At 34.0% G+C, this 23,012-nt stretch carries 23 protein-coding genes, 1 tRNA gene, 1 other RNA gene and 1 pseudogene; 20 read left to right on the top strand and 6 right to left on the bottom strand.

All coding sequences use genetic code 11. From position 1 onward, the window contains the following. Positions 1-192 precede the first annotated feature (192 nt). From ACJZL3_RS03810 to ACJZL3_RS03780, 7 genes are all read left to right on the top strand, one after another. Complete coding sequence (locus ACJZL3_RS03810; protein ID WP_419198584.1) at positions 193-3,033, top strand: ankyrin repeat domain-containing protein; 2,841 nt, start codon at positions 193-195, stop codon at positions 3,031-3,033. 442 nt (positions 3,034-3,475) lie between these two features. Beyond that, positions 3,476-3,667, top strand: coding sequence for a hypothetical protein (locus ACJZL3_RS03805; RefSeq protein WP_419198583.1), 192 nt, complete (start codon positions 3,476-3,478; stop codon positions 3,665-3,667). Further along, positions 3,625-3,930, top strand: coding sequence for an Hsp20/alpha crystallin family protein (locus tag ACJZL3_RS03800; RefSeq protein ID WP_419198582.1), 306 nt, complete (start codon positions 3,625-3,627; stop codon positions 3,928-3,930). The genes ACJZL3_RS03805 and ACJZL3_RS03800 overlap by 43 nt, the downstream gene beginning before the upstream one ends. A gap of 212 nt (positions 3,931-4,142) precedes the next feature. Further along, positions 4,143-5,231 (top strand): hypothetical protein, encoded by a 1,089-nt coding sequence (locus tag ACJZL3_RS03795; protein WP_419198581.1) that lies wholly within the window; start codon positions 4,143-4,145, stop codon positions 5,229-5,231. 398 nt (positions 5,232-5,629) lie between these two features. Beyond that, entirely contained in the window at positions 5,630-6,994 is a 1,365-nt protein-coding gene (locus ACJZL3_RS03790) for an ankyrin repeat domain-containing protein (protein WP_419198580.1), read from the top strand. A gap of 136 nt (positions 6,995-7,130) precedes the next feature. Then, positions 7,131-7,963, top strand: a protein-coding gene (locus ACJZL3_RS03785; protein ID WP_264374449.1) for an IS5-like element ISWpi1 family transposase whose coding sequence is annotated in 2 segments (ribosomal slippage) — positions 7,131-7,500 and positions 7,500-7,963 — 834 coding nt in all. Because the reading frame shifts where the segments join, the coding sequence is not laid out codon by codon here. 86 nt (positions 7,964-8,049) lie between these two features. Continuing rightward, a protein-coding gene (locus tag ACJZL3_RS03780; RefSeq protein WP_094189578.1) for an IS5-like element ISWpi1 family transposase occupies positions 8,050-8,882 on the top strand; the annotation gives its coding sequence in 2 pieces (ribosomal slippage) (positions 8,050-8,419 and positions 8,419-8,882; 834 coding nt in all). 196 nt (positions 8,883-9,078) lie between these two features. Here the strand turns inward: ACJZL3_RS03780 and metK are convergent. The 6 genes and pseudogenes from metK to pheS all read right to left on the bottom strand — a co-directional run bounded on the left by metK (position 9,079) and on the right by pheS (position 14,333). Next, positions 9,079-10,250 (bottom strand): annotated as a pseudogene (metK, locus tag ACJZL3_RS03775) (methionine adenosyltransferase). Between the two features lie 57 nt (positions 10,251-10,307). Continuing rightward, positions 10,308-10,384, bottom strand: a tRNA-Ile gene (locus ACJZL3_RS03770). A 9-nt stretch (positions 10,385-10,393) separates the two neighbouring features. Then, positions 10,394-10,663, bottom strand: a complete 270-nt coding sequence (gene rpmA / locus ACJZL3_RS03765; RefSeq protein WP_010082252.1) for a 50S ribosomal protein L27 — start codon at positions 10,661-10,663, stop codon at positions 10,394-10,396. Positions 10,664-10,673: 10 nt separating this feature from the next. Then, positions 10,674-10,976 (bottom strand): 50S ribosomal protein L21, encoded by a 303-nt coding sequence (gene rplU / locus ACJZL3_RS03760; RefSeq protein WP_010082251.1) that lies wholly within the window; start codon positions 10,974-10,976, stop codon positions 10,674-10,676. Between the two features lie 1,020 nt (positions 10,977-11,996). Beyond that, positions 11,997-13,289, bottom strand: coding sequence for a bifunctional UDP-N-acetylglucosamine diphosphorylase/glucosamine-1-phosphate N-acetyltransferase GlmU (gene glmU, locus ACJZL3_RS03755; protein ID WP_010962387.1), 1,293 nt, complete (start codon positions 13,287-13,289; stop codon positions 11,997-11,999). After that, the gene (gene pheS, locus ACJZL3_RS03750) at positions 13,290-14,333 is read right to left on the bottom strand and encodes a phenylalanine--tRNA ligase subunit alpha (protein ID WP_010082249.1); all 1,044 of its coding nucleotides are present in this window, start codon (positions 14,331-14,333) and stop codon (positions 13,290-13,292) included. A gap of 146 nt (positions 14,334-14,479) precedes the next feature. On the opposite strand from pheS, the gene ACJZL3_RS03745 reads away from it, so the two are divergent. From ACJZL3_RS03745 to ACJZL3_RS03685, 13 genes are all read left to right on the top strand, one after another. Then, on the top strand, positions 14,480-16,210 hold the full coding sequence (locus ACJZL3_RS03745) for a hypothetical protein (protein ID WP_419198579.1): 1,731 nt from the start codon (positions 14,480-14,482) through the stop codon (positions 16,208-16,210). A gap of 181 nt (positions 16,211-16,391) precedes the next feature. Beyond that, on the top strand, positions 16,392-16,988 hold the full coding sequence (locus ACJZL3_RS03740) for a riboflavin synthase (protein WP_010082169.1): 597 nt from the start codon (positions 16,392-16,394) through the stop codon (positions 16,986-16,988). 57 nt (positions 16,989-17,045) lie between these two features. Continuing rightward, positions 17,046-17,636, top strand: a complete 591-nt coding sequence (locus ACJZL3_RS03735) for a CvpA family protein (RefSeq protein WP_010962383.1) — start codon at positions 17,046-17,048, stop codon at positions 17,634-17,636. Between the two features lie 124 nt (positions 17,637-17,760). After that, positions 17,761-18,100, top strand: a transfer-messenger RNA (tmRNA) gene (ssrA, locus tag ACJZL3_RS03730). 21 nt (positions 18,101-18,121) lie between these two features. Further along, on the top strand, positions 18,122-18,559 hold the full coding sequence (locus ACJZL3_RS03725) for a ClpXP protease specificity-enhancing factor SspB (protein WP_006279412.1): 438 nt from the start codon (positions 18,122-18,124) through the stop codon (positions 18,557-18,559). Positions 18,560-18,759: 200 nt separating this feature from the next. Continuing rightward, complete coding sequence (locus ACJZL3_RS03720; protein WP_006279413.1) at positions 18,760-18,978, top strand: hypothetical protein; 219 nt, start codon at positions 18,760-18,762, stop codon at positions 18,976-18,978. Next, complete coding sequence (locus ACJZL3_RS03715) at positions 18,947-19,252, top strand: type II toxin-antitoxin system RelE family toxin (RefSeq protein ID WP_310732675.1); 306 nt, start codon at positions 18,947-18,949, stop codon at positions 19,250-19,252. Before ACJZL3_RS03720 ends, ACJZL3_RS03715 begins: the two co-directional genes overlap by 32 nt. Before the next feature lie 98 nt (positions 19,253-19,350). After that, positions 19,351-19,572: a hypothetical protein gene (locus ACJZL3_RS03710; protein ID WP_095742622.1), complete on the top strand. Its 222-nt coding sequence runs from the start codon at positions 19,351-19,353 to the stop codon at positions 19,570-19,572. Beyond that, positions 19,553-19,864: a type II toxin-antitoxin system RelE family toxin gene (locus tag ACJZL3_RS03705; RefSeq protein WP_419198578.1), complete on the top strand. Its 312-nt coding sequence runs from the start codon at positions 19,553-19,555 to the stop codon at positions 19,862-19,864. Before ACJZL3_RS03710 ends, ACJZL3_RS03705 begins: the two co-directional genes overlap by 20 nt. Before the next feature lie 83 nt (positions 19,865-19,947). Further along, positions 19,948-20,169: a hypothetical protein gene (locus ACJZL3_RS03700; RefSeq protein ID WP_006279415.1), complete on the top strand. Its 222-nt coding sequence runs from the start codon at positions 19,948-19,950 to the stop codon at positions 20,167-20,169. Further along, the gene (locus ACJZL3_RS03695) at positions 20,160-20,435 is read left to right on the top strand and encodes a type II toxin-antitoxin system RelE family toxin (protein WP_007550684.1); all 276 of its coding nucleotides are present in this window, start codon (positions 20,160-20,162) and stop codon (positions 20,433-20,435) included. Before ACJZL3_RS03700 ends, ACJZL3_RS03695 begins: the two co-directional genes overlap by 10 nt. 171 nt (positions 20,436-20,606) lie before the next feature. Continuing rightward, complete coding sequence (locus ACJZL3_RS03690) at positions 20,607-20,885, top strand: YggT family protein (RefSeq protein ID WP_419198577.1); 279 nt, start codon at positions 20,607-20,609, stop codon at positions 20,883-20,885. Next, positions 20,886-23,000, top strand: coding sequence for an FtsK/SpoIIIE family DNA translocase (locus ACJZL3_RS03685; protein ID WP_010962378.1), 2,115 nt, complete (start codon positions 20,886-20,888; stop codon positions 22,998-23,000). Positions 23,001-23,012: the final 12 nt, after the last annotated feature.

The following is a 23,012-nucleotide window of genomic DNA, read 5'->3' as shown; positions in this document are numbered from 1 at the left end:
AGACATATTTATTGCGTTAAAGGAGAGTATATGTAAACACCTGGATTTATTACAGAAACTAAAACACTGCAAGATAGTAAAAATATTATGTTTAAACTAGTTTGACTTATATTATATACTGTGGATAATATATCATCTATTTATGATTATATTAATATAAGGAAAATGTTATAATCTGGAGGGTAAGTAGTTATGCTAGGCAATGATAATACAAGCTACAGTTTAATTTCTGCAGTTCGTGAAGGAAGACTAGAAAGAGCAAGGGAGTTAATTAATTCTTTTGGACTATCTTATTCACAAGCATGGTCAGAAGGATATGTTTTACTTCGTGATGCTATTGAGAATAAACATACAGCGGTTACTAAACTACTTTTAACAAACGGTTCTAAAGTTAACAGCAAAAACAAAAGACCTTCTAATACTCCACTTCATTTTGCTGCTATAAATGGTGACATAGAAATTGTTAAGATGCTTCTAGACAGAGGTGCTAACATTGATGCTAAAAATCAGTATGGCAGAACTCCGCTTCACAATGCGATTGAAAATAAGAAAATGGAAATTACTAAACTACTTTTAAATCGTGGAGCTAACATTAACGTCAGAAGCAATGATGGTATCACTCCTCTTCATATTGCAGCTGAGAGAGAGTATTTACAGATTGTTGAGCATCTTTTAAAATATGGAGCTTATGTTAATTGTGTGTGTACTTCAACATGGAAAAAAGGTTATGCACCACTGCACTTTGCTGTTGAAAAAGGTAGTAAAGAAGTTATCACGTTGCTTTTAAGTAGAGGTGCTAATGTTGATGTTAAAGGGGAAGATAGTATAACCCCTCTTCATATTGCTGCTAAGAAAGGATATATGCATATTGCCGAAGATCTTCTAAACCATGGTGCTTGTATTCATTCTTTCACATTGAAGGAAGGATATACGCCACTACATTTTGCTTCTGAACTAGGCAATGAAGAAGCTATGAAATTATTCTTAAATAAAGGTGCTGATATTAATGCTAGCACAAATAGTAATTTAACGCCACTTCATATTGCTACCAAAACAGGACGTAAAACAGTTGTAAAGCTGCTCTTACAACATGGAGCTAAAGTTGATAATCAGGACAAAGATGGCAAAACCACACTACACCTCGCTGTTGAAAAAGGATATTTAATGATTGTTGAGGATGTTTTAAAGTATTGTCCTGATATTAATCATCAAAGTAACAGAAGCTCTCTTAAAATCGCAGTGCACGGCTATGGAGAAGAGTATAAAAAGATAGTTGAGGCTCTTCTAGAATATGGCCTTATTGTTAACCCAGAAGATGCAAATAATCCTAAGTTATTACATGCTGCTGTTGAAAAAGGATATTTGAAAATTATTGAAGACCTATTAAAGTATGGTGCTGACGTTAATACGTTATACAATTCAACATTTAAAGAAGGTTTTACACCTTTACATAGTGCAGCCAAAAACAAACAGGAAGAAGTAGCTAAATTGTTGATAAGCTATGAAGCTGACATAAATGCTCAAGATAAAACCGGAAAAACTCCAATATTTTATGCTATTGAGAATGCTGATTTAAAAATTACCAAGCTACTTTTAACTAATAGAGCTAATATAAAAGATAGTCCTGATCTATTGAATATTGCTGTTAAGAAGGAATGCATAGAAATCGTTGAAGCTCTTTTGCAACACGATACTGATATTAACGCTAGTGATAAATATGGAAGAACAGCATTGCATTTTACTGCTTTAAGTGAGAGTGAAGGTTTTTTTGGATTTCTTACTAATGAAGATCCTGATATTAATATTAAGGGAGAAATTGCTAAACTGCTTCTAAGTAAGGGAGCTAATATAAATGCTCAAACCAAAAATGGTATTACGACGCTTCATGCTGCTGCTCAGAAAGGATATACGAAAGTTGTTGAAGCTCTTTTAGAATATAATGCAGATGTCAATTCTACAGTTAAAAGTGATATAACACCTCTCCATCTTTCTGCTCAACAAGGAAATGAAGTAATTAGCAAAATGCTCTTGAACAAAGGAGCTAACGCAAACGCTAAGCAAAAAGATGGAATAACTGCACTTCATATTGCAACTCAAAAAGGCCATAAAGAGGTTGTAAAAGTATTGCTAGAATGCGGTGCTAAAGTTGGTTCTAAAATTAAAAGTGACATAACACCACTGCACCTGGCTGCTCAAAAAGGTTACCAGGAAATTATTGAGACTATCTTGAAATTTGGTGCTGATATTAACTCTAGGGATGAGTATGGCAGAACAGCACTTCACATTGCTTCTAAAGAAGGACATGAAGAAGTTGTTACAACTCTTTTAGAATATGGCTCTGATATTAATATTACGAGTAGAAATAATCATACACCACTTGATTCTGCTATGGCTGGTATAAGGTCATTCTATAGTCAACTCAACAACTATGACTCTGATGATGATGGTTATTACGATCCTGATCGTGGTGTCTGTTCGTGTGAAGTAACTGCTGAAGCTCTTAAACGCCACATAGTTAAAATGAAAACCGCAAATTTATATGTGAGTGAAAAAAATTTACTATCAATGAGTATCAGTGGTGAAATAAGTGGCTTTCAGGATGAATGTGAGGAAGAAATAGCAAGGATGAAGAGTGAGAAGATTAATAATCCTAACATTTCATTTTATGATATCTTGGCAAAAGGTACAAGCTCATTAGCAATATATATGAGGAATAAAAATATAGTGCAGGTTTTAAAATCAGACGACTATAAAACAAAATTTCCAATATATGCTAGTATGATCGAAAGTCATTTCAGAAAGGGTATGGAAAGAAAAGAGTTACTTGAACAAGGCAATAAAATTTTCCATTTTCTCTTTAACAATTTTCCTGAGTTACCATATGACTGTACTGAAAAAATATTTAGTTACCTGAGTAACGAAGACTTAAGAATTTTGATAGATGCTTGTAAATCTCTTAGCATCAGTAATCCTAATACTAATATTAACAATGTAGTGATTACCTCAAGTACATCTCAAGTACAGTACGTTTAAGTTAAGGAAAAATAGCAGAACAAGCTACTTTCAACATTAAGTAATGGCTTTAGTAATTTAAAGATTATTTTAAAGGTTTTATGGGAATATTCAAAAAAGTATACGTGTCAAGTTAAGGGAAAATGAGCAAATTTAGTGCACTCAAAGTTGGGGAATATTAAATAAATCATTGGAGGTAAGTTTGGAAAGTAAAATACTTATCAAATGAAGATGAAGAAAATAATCGCAGAAATGGGAGGAATGCAATAACTCTACGTACTACAATTAATCTAGTTTATAGCATTACCCATGGTAATCCAAATAAGATTTTTTTCTCATAATCAAGTCATAGTAAATTGGAACAACTTTTCATATCTAACAAAAGCTCTGACTTTAGATTTAGGATTGAAATTAGTAAGTAGAATGATTATGTAATGCATATATTAGTGAAAGGAGGTACAACATGAGTAATATAGTTCATTCAAATAAAAACAATAACTGTGATAACTTTAGTGTAAGAGGACTACAAAGAGCCGTTGATAACATATTTGATAGCTTCTTTACAGGATGGGACTCAGAGCTTTCAAGAAGAGGTAGTAGTCTATTACCAGCTTGCGATTTTATGAAACAAAAGAAAGCTATTGTCTCTCGCTAGAGCTACCAGGTATTTCCAAAGAAAGCATAGACATTAGTATATCTGGCGACAGCTTAATAGTGAAGGGTGAAAAGACGTGTAATAACGAGTCAAAAGATAAGCAGTTTTACCATCGAGAAAGATACTATGGATCTTTCTATAGGTCTATTCAGCTTCCAGTAAATGTAGAGCAAGATAAAGTGTCTGCTAATTTTTCAGATGGAATATTGCACGTAACCATACCTAAGTCGGAGAAACATATCAAGAGAATTGATGTAAAGTAACCAGTAAGTAATAGCAGGCTTCTAGTTTGAGGCTTGCTACTTTAAATTATTATAGATGGAATGTAATAAAGTTCAATTATCTTTTCTAGATCTAAATTTTTGTCTTAGCGTATTTATTATACAGATAGTGTAAAGCCTTTGTTAAGCTTACATATTGTCAATAATCTATTAATAACTCTTATGGTATAATTGACTTTGAAGAAAGAGGGAGTATGAGTGAGGCAAATCCAATAGTTACATTGAAGGCTAAAATTAAAGAATTTGGTTTTAGTGAATTAAAGGCTGGTGAGAGCAATAAATCAGCAAACTCTGGTGAAACAATGTATTTCGATTTTCCAAGAATGAACTTTGTTATTAATGGAAAAATTATAGATACAGTTTTAACCTTTGCATTAATTGAAGGAGCTCAATATCGCAAAAGCAACCTTTTTAATAGTTATGATATATACAGTAGTGAAACCGCAAGAGAAAAACAAAGAGAAATAGATACAGATTATGGTAGAGCTTTTGTTGATTCAGTCCTCAAGGATCTTGAAAAGGAACTTGCACATAATGCGTTATGTGAATTATGGAAAAGTCACTGCAAAAATTCTGAAATTCCTGATTATCAGAAAACCACCTCATATGGGAAAGATTTTGAGAGATTTTACAATGCTGGAAGAGAGCATCTGCATCTATTACTAAAAGTAGGAGATGAGAATAAGAACTATCGCCCATTTGTAAAAGAAGTCTTTAAGGAAATGTTCCAATACGCAGAAGCAAGTGTTCCGAATGACCCTATTTTAGAAGAAATAATCACTAATTGTAACCAAGCGGGGTATGAATTTGCTGTAAGCATCCCTATTCTTGAAAGTTCACTCTTGGAATATGGATTAAAAGGGGAATATAGCAAGAATAAAACAATGTGTATTGATTGTGCTGATCCAATCAGTACAAAAGTAAAATCTGATATGTTAGTGTTCGTAACGAAGTTTGATAACCCAGGAGAAAAAATATTCGATCTATCGACTTCACTTGAATTTGTACTTGAGTCTCAAGATGGTAAAGATGGTGTAACCTATAAAGATGGCAAATTATTACTTACTATTCCTAAGGAACTAAAAAATTATAAAGGGGAAAGTAGAAACTTGTTTGATGTTATTAAAGAATATTTTCAAAAATTCTGCGAAAAATTAGGATTTAAATTCGAGATAAAAACACAAAAAATAGAGCATGATTTGGACGATTCGCTGAAAGTAAATAGTCATCTTGAAAGCCTAAGACCACCTATTTGTAGTAATAATTATGCTCTTGGTCATTAAGTACTTTAAACCATAAGCTCAAGTTAGAGAGAATGGCACAAATGTTATTAAACAATAAAAGTTATAGTTGTATCTGGTTACTTAAGTTAGCTATAGAATGCCTTTTGTGTATATTAAAAGGGTATTTATTTTGTTATTTAAGTTTCCTCTTTTGGAACATAGAAACATCCTAGGAATAATCCTACTGAATTCTATGATATTATTTTTTGTAACATTGTTATATACTTCATGATAAGAGGGCTGGCGGAGTTTGTCAAGTAAGTTTTTCGTTTCATCCAATGCGCTGCCAAAAGTTTGTTATGCAAGAATGCACTAGCCATTTCTCACAGATTCATTTAAACTTAATCAAGTAGGAGTATTATTAACGCGAAAAGAGTTTAATTAGAGATTTAAGTGATATGGCGCGTGAGGAAGATATAAACCAATTAGTAGAAAATGGATTTGATATTAACTCAAAAGATGCAAGTGGAATCACTCTCTTGCATAAGTTCACAAAAGAAGGCGATTTAGTTGGAGTAAAGTCATTACTAGAGCACGAAGCTGATTTCAATGTCGTAGACAACGAAAATAGAAACCCTCTGCATTACGCCATTATGCATGGACACAAGAAAGTTGCTAAACTTTTTGTTAACCAACTGACAATTAATTCCAAGGATAAAAATGGATTCACTCCACTGCACCTTGCTGCACTACAAGATGACACGGAATTAATAGATTTTTTGATAACAAAAGGCGCAAAAATTAATGAAAAAGATGCCAAAGAGGGCTATACTCCTCTTCATATAGCTTCACTATACGGTTCTAAAAAAAGCGTCCAAATTTTAATTGATAGCGGAGCAAATCTCGAATGTGAAGATAACAATTTTCGTACTCCTTTGTTTTTAACCATTTATCAATGCACCGCACATTATGACAGCAGAGCAGAAATTATAGAATATCTGATAAAGAAAGGTGCAAATATAGAAGCCAAAGATGCAGAAAATAACACTACGCTTTTCCTAGCAGCGTATAACAACAAAATGCAAATAGTAAAACTTATTGCAAAAAAACAGCAAGCAAGTAACGATAAAATTAAACTTAAAGAGTTTTTTTGCACAAAAAACAACCATGGTTTTGATGCGTTAGATTGCGCTATTGAGCATAATAATAGAAAAATGGTAACATTTCTTGTTTCAAAGGGAATAGAAGCAAACGATCAAGATTTTAATGGTAACGCTAGGCTGCATAAAGCTAGCCATAATGGTAACACTAAAACAGTTAAGCTCTTATTGAAGCTTAAGGTAAACGTTAATGCTGTTACTAAATGTAACAGAACTCCCTTGCTACTCGCAGTTAAAAAAGGCCATACACAAATTGTGAAAATGTTATTGGAAGTTAGAGCCAATATGAACATTTGTGAGCAACAAGGTTTTGCACCTCTACATCTTGCTGTTCAAAAGGATTATTTTGATATAGCTCAGTTGTTAACAGAAAAAGGTGCAGACCTTAACATTAAGTGCAATAACGGTCATACCGCAATAGATATGTTCATTAGCAAGGCTCATAGCAAAAAAAACATCGAAGAAAATTACAAAAAATTTTGTAGATTTTTGATGCTTTATCTGAAAGAGCTACATAGTAAACACAAAGCCTGTTGTATACTTTCAACCCTAGCTCTAAGCTTAACAATTATAGGCTTACCATTTATTTTCAAGCCTATTATTAAATACAGAGAAAGAAATACAATATATAAAAAAATTAGGGCTATGCTGGTCTACATTTAAGTACAAGAAGAGTATACAAAAAATACATAGCCAAAGCTAATACACGACAATTATCTGCTCGATGAAAATGAGATTAAGAGGTTGTCCGGAAACAAGTAAAAGGCTATAATATCTGAAATTTTAGTACGGGGTAAAGATGAGAAAAAAGTATCCAACAGATCTAAGCGAAAGGGAATGGGCAAGAATAGAAAAACACTTCAGAGTATCATACAAGAAAGGAGGAAGGCTGCCAAAGTATAGCAAAAAAGAAATATTAGAAGCAATTTTCTATGTATTGCGTACAGGGTGTCAATGGCGGTATTTACCAAATGATTTTCCGCTATGGAAGACTGTGTATGAGCAGTTCAGGCAATGGAAGAAGCAGGGAATTTTTGAGAAAATGAATTATGAAATTACAAAATATAGTAGAAGAAAAATAGGAAGGAATGAGCAGCCGAGTGCCTGTATAGTAGATAGTCAATCTGTAAAGACTACAGAAAAGGGGGGATCAAAGGCTATGATGGAAGTAAAAAAGTAAAGGGTAGAAAAAGGCATATAATTACAGACACTCAGGGTTTTATACTAGGTTGTTACGTAGGCGCTGCTAACGAAAATGATAGAGATGGTATTAAAATAGCATTAAACAATATGAGAACAAAATATACTAAAGTTAAAAAAATGTGGGCTGACATGGGATACCAAGGAAGAAATTTAAAGAATCACATAAAGGAAGAATATGACATAGATATTGAAATTGTTAAAAGGCCTCCATGTAGATTTTGGGTGCACAAAGATACGCCACCTGAGCTACTACCAACAAGAGAACAAGGGTTTAAAGTACAGCCAAGAAGATGGGTTGTAGAAAGGACTTTTGCTTGGGTTAATAGGAATAGAAGGCTATCGAAGGAGTATGATTTACTCACAACATCCACTGAGAATTTCATATACCTAGCTATGAGTAGGGTTATGTTAAAGAGGGAATATGCTTGAATTTACTAGTTTCCGGACAACCTCTAAGAGGTTGTCCGGAAACAAGTAAAAGGCTATAATATCTGAAATTTTAGTACGGGGTAAAGATGAGAAAAAAGTATCCAACAGATCTAAGCGAAAGGGAATGGGCAAGAATAGAAAAACACTTCAGAGTATCATACAAGAAAGGAGGAAGGCCGCCAAAGTATAGCAAAAGAGAAATATTAGAAGCAATTTTCTATGTATTGCGTACAGGGTGTCAATGGCGGTATTTACCAAATGATTTTCCGCTATGGAAGACTGTGTATGAGCAGTTCAGGCAATGGAAGAAGCAGGGAATTTTTGAGAAAATGAATTATGAAATTACAAAATATAGTAGAAGAAAAATAGGAAGGAATGAGCAGCCGAGTGCCTGTATAGTAGATAGTCAATCTGTAAAGACTACAGAAAAGGGGGGATCAAAGGCTATGATGGAAGTAAAAAAGTAAAGGGTAGAAAAAGGCATATAATTACAGACACTCAGGGTTTTATACTAGGTTGTTACGTAGGCGCTGCTAACGAAAATGATAGAGATGGTATTAAAATAGCATTAAACAATATGAGAACAAAATATACTAAAGTTAAAAAAATGTGGGCTGACATGGGATACCAAGGAAGAAATTTAAAGAATCACATAAAGGAAGAATATGACATAGATATTGAAATTGTTAAAAGGCCTCCATGTAGATTTTGGGTGCACAAAGATACGCCACCTGAGCTACTACCAACAAGAGAACAAGGGTTTAAAGTACAGCCAAGAAGATGGGTTGTAGAAAGGACTTTTGCTTGGGTTAATAGGAATAGAAGGCTATCGAAGGAGTATGATTTACTCACAACATCCACTGAGAATTTCATATACCTAGCTATGAGTAGGGTTATGTTAAAGAGGGAATATGCTTGAATTTACTAGTTTCCGGACAACCTCTTACAATTACGTTGTACAGTTCTCCTTCTATTTCGTTATACACTTTATAAGCCTCACAATAAAAATTGAATATAAAAAAAATTATTACTAATATGGTATAATTATTATGAAAAAGCGTGCTATGCTTTAACAATAAGCTAGTATATAAATATGGGGCTGTAAATCAAAAATTTTAGCAATCTAAAGAAATTTTACTATTACCTTCTATATTGAATTCTCTACGAAGATCAGCAGACAAGTTTATGCTTTCCCAAGAAAATCCACCGTCACTTTCTGACTCTTTACCAAAATGTCCATAACAGGCTGTACGTTTATATATAGGATGATTAAGCGATAAATGCTTGATTATGCCTTTTGTTGATAAATCTATATTATTCTCGATAAACTTTTTAATTACTCTTTCCTCTACCTTATTCGCACCAAATGTATCAATATAGAATGAAGTAGGTTTTGATACACCAATTGCATAAGAAAGCTGCACAAGACAACGTTCAGCCAAACCTGCAAAGACAATATTTTTAGCAAGATATCTTGCCATATAAGCCGCAGATCTATCAACTTTGGTTGCATCTTTTCCGGAAAACGCTCCTCCACCGTGTGGAATATAACCTCCATAAGTATCAACCATAATTTTTCGTCCGGTTAATCCACAATCACTAACCGGTCCACCAATAACAAATCTACCAGTTGGATTGACTAAGAGATTTTCCTCAGGACACATCCATCCTTCAGGTAAAGATGAAACTATGTAAGGGTAAATTATTTCTTTTACTTTTGATTGATCCAAATCCTCAGGGTGCTGTATTGAGACAATAATACTTTCAGCACGTACCGGGAGGTTATTCTCATATGCCAAAGTGATTTGTGACTTTGCATCTGGACCAAGTTTTGCTTCTTTAACTGCGCTCATGATATTTTTCAGAATCGAGTGTGCATAAAAAATGGGTGCCGGCATAAGGTTTTCTGTCTCTGTTGTTGCATAGCCATACATTATGCCCTGATCTCCAGCACCTTGATCCAACCCTATTGCAATGTCATTTGATTGCTCATGCAGCAATATATTTACTTTCACTTTTCTCCAGTGGAACCCATCGTGCTTGTAACCAATATCTTTTATTGTATTCCGTACAATACTTTCATCCTGCTATTTTTGATGTTAGGCCCAAACACTTCCCCAGCTATAATAACGTTATCTTTGGTGACTAAAGTCTCTATTGCAGCTCGCGCAAAAGGATCAGTAAAAAGGTACTCATCAAGTATTGCATCTGAAATTTGATCTGCTACTTTACCTGGATGACCAGCCGCCACTGATTCACTGGTTACTAAATTTTTATATAAACTCATGTTTTTGCTTATACAATATCAAAACCGCTATAGAAAACACAGTTAGTAACTACTAAATGGTGGGTCTGGGAAGAGTTGAACCTCCGACCTCACGCTTATCAGGCGTGCGCTCTAACCACCTGAGCTACAGACCCCTGATTTATTCAAGCTGAAGCTTTCATATTATCTGTAGGCAAGATATCAATAAAAGTCTTTTTATTTGCTGATCTTCTAAAGCTGACCCAGCCTTCTATTTTAGCAAAAATCGTATGATCTTTACCTATACCAACATTCTTTCCAGGATGGAATTTTGTGCCTCTTTGGCGCACAATTATGTTACCAGGAATAACCTTCCCATTCTTCTTTATTCCTAACCTACGACCCGCTGAATCTCTACCATTACAGGAACTACCACCTGATTTTTTAGTTGCCATATCTTACCTCTTACTTTTGAAGACTAATTTCATTTATACGAAGAACAGTTATATACTGCCTATGACCAGTTTTCCTACGGTAATTTTTTCTTCTTTTCTTCTTAAAGATTATAATTTTTTCCCCCCTGCACTGCTCCAACACTTCAGCTTTAACAGTAGCATTAGATGAATAAGATAAGCCACTATTTGAAATACAAATCACCTTATTGATTTCCACCTCTTTTTTTTCTTCAGCTTCTAACTTCTCTACCTTTATTATACTACCTTCTTTTACTAAATATTGCTTTCCACCAGTCTCAATTACTGCAAACATGATAAATATAAATTATTGTTATTAACTTTAATCGTAAACGATGTCATATACGCTGTCAATATAAATAAAAAGCATGACTTAACGTTCTTTTTGAGCTACTAAAATACTTCTATCTGTTTTCATCTTTTATCTACCTTTTCTCAGACAGTAGACTTCTTGCATAACCTAAGCAGAAAAAAGGCAAATAGTTATTATAGCTCTAAGTTTACCGACACCGTCATGCAAGTAGCCCCTTCTCCTGTCATCCGAGTAGCTTGACACTGGTTCCTTTATGACGATGTCATCCAAGTGTCAGCTACTCGGATGACAAAAAAAGGAGCACTAGGATGACATCATCCTTTTTTGGGATTCCAGTGTCACGCACTGGGATGACAGCAGTCCTACGTCATACCGCCGCGAACCGTCATACCGCGATTCATTCGCGGTATCTCAGCAATAGATCCCGCTAACAAGCAGCGGGATGACGATTGTCGTTTAGCCATAAACATTAAGGAATTTACCAAATGAAAAAAAAGGCAAAAGAAACCCTAGTCATTGTCTATTTTCAGTATTGGCGTTTTTTAAGTCTTAAACACTGCAATTTAGCTGCTTTTAATTGCAACTAACCTACGCTGCAAATGTTTAAGAAATTTACTAAGCAGAAAAAAAGACAAAGGACCCCCGAGTTAGCTAGTCTTTTACTATCTCTGTCGAGTATTGGCATTTTTTGATGTCTTGTAACGCTTTATAAGCGCGTTCAGCTTATTTAGATAAAAATCTAGATGTAGATGAAGTTTTGTAAAGACATACAGTATCTATATACTGCAAAAAATTAAACATAAGACGCCGATACATTAAGTAATCCTTACCTTTTAATCTGCAGATTGGCGAAAGCAAATACAATAGCTTCACTGTTATGATAAGGGGGCTGGCGGAGTTTGTCAAGGAAGTTTTTTTGTTTCTATTCCCAATAAAAGTTTGTTATATGGTTATGCAAGAAGTCTAATATTAAAAATGACACAACAACATAATTAAATTAGACTACTTTATTCTCTTAGTTACTTGCTTTTCTCTTGCTATTGCAAGGCTTTTTTCTGGTACATCCTCAACTATAACACTACCTGCTGCAATTACAGATTCATCATGAATATTAAGCGGCGCAATTAGTGAGCTATTGGCGCCAACAAAGCAATTGCTCCCTATATTCGTTTCATGTTTATTTTTCCCATCATAATTACAAACAATAGTGCCTGCTCCTATATTACTCTCCTGCCCTACTTTAGCATTTCCTATATAACTTAAGTGTTTTATTCTAGTGTTTTGACCAACTTCACTTGTTTTCACTTCCACAAAATTTCCTATTTTTGCCTTATTACCAATTGTTGTGTTTCCGCGTATTCTGGTAAATGGACCGACCTCAGCATTACTTTTAATTAAGCAGTTTTCTAAATGCGAAAATGGCAGTATTTTCGCACCAGACTCTATTTTCACTCCAGTACCGAAAAAAACATATGGGTAAATAACTGAATCTCTGGCAATTTGCGTATCAAGAGAAAAGAAAACAGTCTCTGGTGCAACAAGCGTTACTCCGGAGTCGGTAAAAATTTTTCTTTTATTTTCTTGAAAGTAAAACTCAGCTTTTATAAGGTCATTTCTGTTATTTATTCCCGTTGCTTCTTCTCCACCGGTAATAACGTAACCGACATTTAAATTACTCTTCACTGCAATGGAAACTATATCGGTCAAGTAATATTCATGAGTTGAGCTATTGCACTCTATTTTCTCCACCAATTCACGTAAATTCTTTGCACATGCAACCATTATTCCAGCATTTGCAAGAAATTCTTCATGATTATTTTTATCACTCTTTGCTTCTACGATTTCTCTTAAGGAACCATTCTCAATAATTAACCTACCGTATTCTTTATTGCTTGTCCTAAAACCTAGGCAAACTAGAGCCTTGCCTTCTAAATAACTAATCATTTTAGTTATTGTGCTGCTTTTTATGAGCGGAGTATCCCCATACTGCACAACAACTATGCTTGAATCTGGCAATTCTCTTAGGTTTCTCATCGCAGTTTTGACCGCATCTCCCGTGCCAAGTGTTAATTCTTGTGTAATTAACTGTATATCCTTAAAACACTTTAGTCTTTCAATTAAAGGCTGATCAACTACAACAGCAATATTTTCAGGATTTAACTGTTTTGCATTGTAAATGACATGCTGGAGCATGGAAAAACTGCCTATTTTGTGTAGGACCTTAGGCAAATCTGAATTCATCCGCCTGCCATGCCCTGAAGCAAGTATAACGAACGTATGAGTTTTACTTATCACTTATCTTAAAGATGAAAAATGAAAACCGTAATGATCAAGCCAGCTGATTTTGTTGTCATAAAAGCTCCTCAAGTCGCTAATTTGATATTTTAGCATTGCAAGCCTTTCTATACCAATGCCAAACGCAAAACCGTTGTATTTAGTATGGTCTATTCCAACATTTTGAAATACATTTGGATGCGTCATACCGCATCCCAGTACTTCTATCCATTTACTACCTTTATAACTTATGTCCACTTCCGCAGAAGGCTCGGTAAAAGGGAAAAAACTATTACGAAAACGTATCTTCAGCCCTTTATCGCCAAAGAACTTATTAAGGAAGTGATGAATAGTAAATTTTAACTGGCCCATATTGACATTCTCATCGACATATAACCCCTCTATTTGATGGAACATAGGGGTGTGAGTTGCATCAAAGTCGTTTCTGTATACTCTACCTGCGGCTACTATTTTAATTGGGAATTTTTTTGTTTTTTCCATGGTTCTAATCTGTACAGATGAGGTGTGAGTGCGCAGTACCATTCTTTTATCATCTATTTTATTCTTTAAGTAGAAGGTATCTTGCTCCTCTCGTGCAGGATGATGACTTGGAGTATTCAGTGCATCAAATACATGAAATTCATCTTCAATGTCAGGGCCATCAACTGCCTTAAAACCCATATGTGCAAAAATAAGCTTTACTTCATTTAGAACCTTACTGAGTGGATGGACCTTGCCAATTTTTTCTGGCCTCGCAGACAACGTGATATCAACTGCCTCGTTCTGCAATTTAAAGTTAACTTCTTCGGCTTTTAGTATATTCTCCTTATTCATTATAAGCTGATCTAGCTTATTACGTAAAACGTTGATAACTTCGCCTAAATTGCGCTTTTTTCCTGCGTCTTCTATCTCTTTTAAGTTGTCAAAATAAGCTTTAATTACACCCTTTTTTCCCAAATATGATAGCCTAACTTTTTCTAAATCTTGTAAAGAAGAAGCATTCTCAATTTCGGAAACTGCTTTATCTTCAAGTGAAAGTATGTCATCTAATAACTCTTTATTCATCTTAAAAACGCTGGCTTAAACTTTCATTATAGTGAAATTTTAAATATCATCAACAATCCGAAAAATTGCCCTATTCTGATTATTAATTTATTGACTGATTAATCTTTTTTATTTACCTTTGCGTTGATGAATTTGCTGTATCAACTATGCACAACAGTAATACTGAAACTAAGAATAAGTATAAAATAGAGGATTTACCTAAGCTCTTTAAGGAAAAATCCAGAAACATAAGTAAAGCATTTTCTAGCGAAACAATTAAGATCAGTACTATTCGCTCGAGAAGTATTGAAAGTAATATACAAGAATTTTCATTTGAGCTAACAGCAACAGATAAAGACACCTTTAATATAAGATTATTTCGAATAAACTCTTTAATTAATTTTTTCAAAATCTGCCTTTCCCGGGAAAAAAATTTTACAGCCAACATAAAAGTGCCCAAAGAAAGCAGTGAACTATATAATAACTACTGTAAAACTAACAGTTATAAAACTGTAGAAGAATTCGTAAATAGTGCTCCGCCTCAAATCCTTCTGCAGGGCACAACGATAACGCTACAAATAGACGTTGAAAACATTAACCTGGACAACTTGTACCAAATCGAGTTATTTCTAAATGAAAAGCTACAACATGCAGAAAAAACTGAAAATGAAGACAAAAAAGAACAGAGTGAAACTAACCAAAAAAATGCACAAAATAAACAAATCGTACCAGTTACAGGCTCATTTGGCTTCGATGTAACAAATAATGGAAAACAAGTTACACGTGTTTCGATAGTAGTTGCTGCAATGCATGAAAACGTTTTCTGGTTTAGATCTTTTTTCTGTCTACCCAATTTTTTTAATACGTCACAATTCTTTTCCCAACAATTGCCAAAATTTTCTATACAGAGCAACAATATACCATTTGGTGTTATTCCAGCGTTTGACCAGGAAAAAAGAAACATGGATCCAAGTAGTCAAGCTACTCGGATGACAGGGGGTAGTATAGAAAATCCAATACCTCAAGAAGCAGAACAGAATGTAGGTCAAACTACTTCGCACACAGAGTATTTTAAGGCTAACAGAAAAAAGAAGTCAAAAAAGCAGACCAAAGAACTATCAGAGAAAGAAAAACCATTAGCCATAAAACAAGCACAAAATGATGCTAGAGTAGCTATGATAGATAACCAAATTGAGCACAGGGGGAAAAAACTCGATAAAATATTTATTGAAGTGATGAGTGGATACAAAAATCAAGATCCAGAAACATTTTGCAATATTTTCAGCTCAGTATTCAATATTGTTTACTTTCAAGATAAACAATTACATGCAATATTAGAGCCAGGCGAGATATCAGAAGTATTACAGATACTCGAAAGGCCACAACCTCTTAGTAACTCACTTTTAGGTAAAGAATATTTACAAAAACAAGTATATAGAAAAAAAGAGCAATTGCTTAAATTAGTTTCAGGTGTTTATATACAACAACCTTCTCCACAACATGAAAATACTCCTCATAAATCTACAAACCCTTTACCAATTAAAGATCTTTCACCAGCAACAAATGAAGCTAAAACTCTACCACCTACTAACATTACACTCAAATCATCATTAAAAACTGTATTTTCCTCAAAAAAGGCTTATTTTTGTCTATTTATAATAGTAGCATCTGCATCAACACTTTGCTTATGGCATTTTCCGTTAGGAAAAGTGTCAATGTTAAAAGGATTAGTGCCACCAGAAAAAAGAGAAAGTATTGGGCTAGCATTGAACATAGGGTTACCAATATTAACTGCATTATGTGTTCTGAGTTTGGCTTATTTCATATATTCTGAATATTCTATAGAATCTATTGAACAAGTAAGTGAAAACGATCCCCTTTCTCGCGCCTATAGCTAGTGCAGGCTCAGTTTTCCTACGTCATACCGTCACGGTATCTCTAGATCCCGCTAACACGTAGCGGGATGACGAATTTGTCGTTTTTTAAATTGTCGGTAAACCAGAATTACTTTAGCTATAACAAAATAGAAATAAGTTGTTGTAAAAAATTTTTCATGGTAAAATTATTTATTTTCACCATATGTTTAAAGGAATTATCACGGATATCGGGACTATAACTGATACTACCACTCACTCCAACTCTGATCAAATTTTCCATATCAAGACACAAAATTTATCCTCTATAAATAAAGGAGATTCAATAGCTTGCTCTGGTGTGTGTTTAACTGTTGTTGATATAATGAGCGATACATTTACAGTCCAAGCATCTCAAGAAACTATGAAGGTTGCTAACTTAAATACGTGGAGAATAGGAAAAAAAATAAATCTCGAACAAGCAATGAGATTAAGCGATAAGATCGATGGCCACCTGGTTCAGGGTCATGTTGATGGGATAGTAAAATTTTTAACAATTAATCAAAATTTAGATTCTCATGAAATCAAACTATCGTGCCCACAAGAATTAATTAAATTTGTTGCAAAAAAAAGCTCCGTTACACTAGATGGGGTTTCCCTCACAGTGAATTCAGTTATTAATCAGGAATTTACAGTAAATATCACTCCCTATACATGGGAAAATACAACTTTTCAGTACAACAAAGTAAATGATTATTTGAATTTAGAAATTGACATGATCGCTAGGTATTTAGATCAATTGATGCAGCATAAATACAATTAATTTTACAACCTTGTTATTTACAACTATTATATCTTGAAAACCATATAGATATAAAACATGCTTTTCGATAGCCTAATTATCTTCATTGTTGTTCTATGCGTAATAATCTCGGTAACTAGAGGCTTTATAAAAGAGCTATGCGCACTAATGTTTCTATTTTTATCGGTCTTTCTGACAGCTAATCACTATGATTTTTTCGCTCCAAATTATAGTAAATATTTTGATTCTAAAGTTACACTAAACATACTTTCTACAATCTCTGTATTTATTATACTTAATCTTATATTCATGATAATAAATAACTGGCTAATGTACATATTATCACCCATAAGGTTGGGGTTTATCGATAGAGTTACTGGAATCTTTCTCGGAGTGCTTAAAGGAATATTGCTCTCTTATGTATTATTTTTTGCTGTGCACTTATATTGCTACACAGTATATGACAAAAAAGAGGGAGAGTATAAAATAGAAGCAGAAGACATATTGCCTAATTGGATAATAAATTCACACTCTTATCAGGCTTTATTTGTGACAGCAGAAGAAGTAATTGACATGTATGTACCAGAGTCGTTGATACTAAAAATAAAAGAGATCGGTGGAGAAATGGTTGATCAAGAAAAACCTAAAAACAATAAAAAAGAAGAGTAAATATTTATTTATAAATATTTTCATTGGGAGTATTCAAAAAGCCATATGTGTCAGGTTAAGAGCACAGAATTTTTTACTGGAAATATTAATTTTGTTTTAGCAATAAATCAACTTAAGGTCATAATATCTTGACATTTATTTAATGTTGCTATATAATAGCTATGTACATTTTGTGTACTATAGCAATAAAATTACCTTGTAATAGGTGTATTGGACCCGAGGGCAGTACTCGGCGTCTCCACCATGTTTTTTAATTTATATGGGGACGAATAAGGATCGACATGCATAGTAAAGATGGTAGCTTTGCTCGGTTAGACACCACCGCTAAGAGTTCATAATTTAAATGCAAACGATAATTTTGCTGCTGAAGACAATGTCGACGCAATAGCTGCTTAATTTAAGCACTATAACTTCATTGCTATAAGCACGGTTCAGGGAACGCCGGGTAACAGAAGTTCCCCAAAATTTACGTATGTGAAAGTTATATGGAGCAAACAGATTACAAAAAACTGCTTAATTCTGCTAAGTTTCAAGTTATCAAAAAGACTTTAGATGTTATATCAGGTAATGGTTTTATCCCTCACTTAGAAATATTATTTTTCACATATTTTAATGGTGTGACCATGCCAGATCGTTTGAAAAAGTCATACCCTACTCAAATGCTTATTATATTACAGCATCAATTCTATGATTTAAAAGTTTCTGAGGATAAATTTAGCGTCAGTTTGAGTTTTCAAGGAAAACAAGAGCGAATTACTATACCGTTTTTTGCTATTAGTGAGTTTCGTGATAAAATTTCAGGAGATGTTTTAATATTTGACAAAATCAGTATCGACTCTGATAAAGAATACAAAAGTGAAAAATGTACTGAAAAACTATCAAACGGTAGTATTATATCCATAGATCAACTGCGTGATGAGTAACTGCTCATCTTTATAAACAAAAAATATTAATAGAAAAAAGTGGTCTAACTTAAGTAATAGAATAGAGGGTAGATAAATATGCTAAATCTTTAATTATTTATTAACGCAGGTGGCAAAATTTTTCTTACATATCATCAACTTCCTTTATTGAAAAATTCAGAAAAATGTTGTATAATTATTAGTAGACTTTGGTAAAACATATGACAGATTCAGGAATTAGTATAACTTTTGACCCAAAAACTTCACATAACCTTACTAAGTTAGCTGAAATCACCAAGGAATCCGTTCAAGAACTAGCAAAAAGGTTAGTCATCGAAGGAATCGAGTGCGAAGTAGAAGATATTGCGTTATATAAAACTATTAAGGAATGTGAGGATGTAGACTGGAATACAGTACTATCTGAAAGGGAGAGGACATAAACTGAAATACGATATTGTCTACTCAAAAAACTTTACTGAAAGAGATTTTCTAAATCTTCCAAAAACAATAAGATCAAGGATTACAAAAGCGATAAACGAGCGGCTTACAACTGATCCAATTAAATTTGGTAAACCATTACGTGGCAGGCTAAAAGGGTATAGAAGAATAAGGGTTAGTGATTATCGAATTATTTATACTGTAAATATTGCAAAACATAAGGTATTTGTTGCTACAGCAGGACATAGAGACACCATTTATGAGAAGGCTACTTGATAAACATTAAATATATTTTTATACAGCCCTCCTTCCTTTATTGAAAAATTAAAAAAAATGTTGTAAAATAGCTATAGTAGTAGACTTTGGTAAAACTGATGGTAAATTCAAAAGTTAGTGTAACTTTCAACCCAGAAACTTCGCAGCATCTTGTTGAACTAGCTAGAGCCACCAAGCAGTCTGTTCAAAAATTAACAGAAAAGCTAGTCAAGGAAGCAATCGAACTTGAAGCGGAAGATATTGCATTTTCCAAAATTATTAGGGAGTTAAATTCTGATGATGCAGAAGAAGTAGAGGATAGTGAAGACATCTGGAAATAAGCAATACACCATTAAATATCTAAAGCATGTTCTTAAAAGAAATTTGCCTTCCTTGCCGGAAGATGTAAAGCCAAGTATTAAAGATGCAATAAAAGAGTATCTTGAGACTGATCCTATTGGTAACGGTGTGTTGCTATGCAAGAGATTAAAGGAACATAGAAGAATAAAAGTTGCTGATGATTATCGTATTGTCTACCGTGTAAATACTGTAAAACGTATAGTAATTATTGTTTCAATAGGACACAGGGACAATATTTACAAGCAGGCAATATTGGACCTACTGAAACATTAAATATATTTTTATACACCACTCCTTTCTTTATTGAAAAATTAAAAAAAATGTTGTATAATTATTAGTGGACTTTGGTAAAACATATGGCAAATTCAGGCATTAACATAGCTCTTAGCGAAGAAACTTTAAAGCATCTTGCTGAATTATCTGAATTTACTAAACAGCCCGTTCAAGAATTAGCAGGAAAACTATTTAGAGAAGCAGTTGAGCTTGAAATGGAGGATTTTTTAGTATCTAAAATTTCTGATGAGCGTGATGTTGAAGGTGCAGAAACAGTTGATTTTGAAGATATTAAGTGGGATTAGAGCGTTACAAGGTTAAGTCTCTAAAGAGTGTTGTTGAAAAAGATTTACCAAACCTTCCAAAGATAATAAGGCTAAGAGTTCAAAAGGCTATAAAAGAACGTCTTACAGTTGACCCAATAAATTTTGGTGAACCACTACATCATAACTTAAAAGGATGTAGAAGGCTAAGAGTTGGTGACTATCGTGTAATTTACAGAGTAAATCAATTAGATCATATAGTAACTATCACAGAGATAGGACATAGAGATGATATTTATAAGAAATAAATATCAACATTAATATATATTATACACCCCTCCTTCCTTGTCCATTCTCTACTTTAGGTGGCTTTGCGCAGCTCAAAAAATGAAGTTTTTTTTGGTTCAGCAAAAACAACATTTTGAGTTTGAAAAGGCTAAATACTTGTCTTTTATATAACTTTCGTGTAATAGATATGTATGCATCCAATCATATATCTACTCAATACGTTACTTGATCTTTATAGCTTCATTCTAATATGTTGGGTTGTCCTAAACTGGCTGGTTAAACTTAATATGGTGAACATATATAATGAAACTGTCAGTAGCATAATGCACATCTTGAACCAATTGACATATCCACCACTAAAGATTATTAGAAGATATATACCACCGTTCAACGGATTAGGTTTATCTATAATGATATTGCTAATAACAATTCACTTTGTAAAATATACAGTAGCTTACTACTTTAGGTAGATGTTAAAAAAATATCTAAAATCAGCAATATATCTATCCCTTTTAATATATATATATATATCAGTTTTTAGCTATAACTATAAAGATCCTTCCTTAAACACAGCTACAAATGAGGAAGTGACAAATTTAGGTGGAATAGTAAGTTCATATTTAGCTGATATATTGGTTCAATTTCTTGGATTAACTAGTGTTACAATAGCTACAACCATAGTTTACTTGTTGATCTTCAGGCCATCAAAAAGGCTGCTAAAAATTCTCTATTTAATATTAATCAATTTAGGGATATGTGCTATACTACCACAACTTTCGCTAGGCATCACTGCAAGGTACAGACACAGTGGAATAATAGGGAATGCACTAATTAATAACTGCCCGTTTTATATATTTGTGATAGTAACATCAATAGGTCTTGTAGGATCTGTTGGTTGGAAGAGAACAATTTACTCTCTATTCTTCTTATGTAAAAAAATAGCTTGCTTATTTGTAAATGTTCCATTCTTCAGATCACATAAAACTACTGAGTATTCAATTGCACCATTAGTAGTAGAAGAAAAACATAGAACTAAAATCACTACTAAACAACAACCAAAAGAAAGACAGAAAAAAGCTACCGAGGAGGTTTTAAGTGAGTTTAAGTTTCCAAGTATCCATTTACTTTCTAAAGCAGAAGAGTCTTTGCAGAGAAAACAGCTAAATGAAATGGAGAGCAATAAAAATTTATCTCTGCTGGAACAAGTCCTGAGTGATTTTGGCGTGCAAGGAAAAATTATCAGTGTATGCTATGGGCCGGTTGTGACTTTGTACAAACTTGAACCACAAGCTGGCACGAAATCTGCAAGAGTAATTGGCCTTGCAGATGACATTGCACGTTCGATGAGTGCACTCTCTGCACGTATTTCAATAATTCGTGGGCAAAATGCTATGGGAATAGAGTTGCCGAACAAGGAACGGGAAATTGTAATGCTGCGTGATTTGCTTGAATCCCCAGAATACCAAAATGCAAACTTAAATCTCCCAATTGCGCTTGGCAAAGAAATAAGTGGAAAACCAGTTATTGCAGATCTCACTAAAATGCCCCACTTGCTCGTTGCTGGAACCACAGGGTCTGGTAAATCAGTTGCGATTAACACTATGATTCTTTCACTCGTTTATCGATTAAGTCCTGATGAATGTAAGATGATAATGATCGACCCAAAAATGCTTGAGCTTTCAATATATGATGCAATACCGCATCTAATAACGCCAGTGGTAACAGAGCCAAAAAAGGCTGTAGTCGCTCTTAAGTGGATAGTGAAAGAAATGGAAAATCGCTATCGCATGATGTCCTATTTAAATGTGCGCAATGTAATAAACTATAACCAAAGAATCACAGAAGCGATGAATAGTGGAATAGAATTGGAGCGCGTTGTGCAGATTGGCTTTAACTCAACAACAGGCAAACCTCTGTTTGAAAAAATACCAATCAAGATGGAAACATTTCCGTATATTGTAGTGATCGTGGATGAAATGGCAGATTTGATGCTTGTTGCCGGCAAAGAAATAGAGTGCTCTATTCAACGCTTAGCTCAGATGGCTCGTGCTGCAGGAATACACATCATAATGGCAACACAACGCCCATCTGTGGATGTGATCACAGGTGTGATAAAGGCGAACTTTCCAACGAGAATCAGTTTTGCTGTTACTTCTAAGATAGATAGCCGTACAATACTTGGCGAACAAGGGGCTGAACAATTGCTCGGCATGGGTGACATGCTCTATATGGCCTCTGGTGGTAAGATCATTCGAGTTCACGGCCCATTTGTAAGTGATAATGAGGTGCAAGATATAGTTGATCATCTGAAAATGCAAGGTGAGCCAAACTACATGGAGGAAATCACTAAAGAAGATGAAAATTCTTCTACAGAGTCACACGATGAAACGGAGGATGAAGAAAATGACCTCTATAACCAAGCAGTGGCCATCATTCAAAGAGATCAAAAAGTTTCAACCAGTTACATTCAAAGGCAGCTTAGAATAGGCTATAACAGAGCAGCAAACATCGTTGAAAGAATGGAAAAGGAAGGTATTGTCAGCGCTCCAAATTACTCAGGGAAAAGAGAGATATTGGTTGAATAACAATCTTGTAAT

This window comes from Wolbachia endosymbiont of Rhagoletis cingulata (assembly GCF_048537655.1).
Taxonomy (GTDB): Bacteria; Pseudomonadota; Alphaproteobacteria; order Rickettsiales; family Anaplasmataceae; genus Wolbachia; species Wolbachia pipientis.
This window is presented reverse-complemented; position numbering and strand designations above follow the sequence as displayed.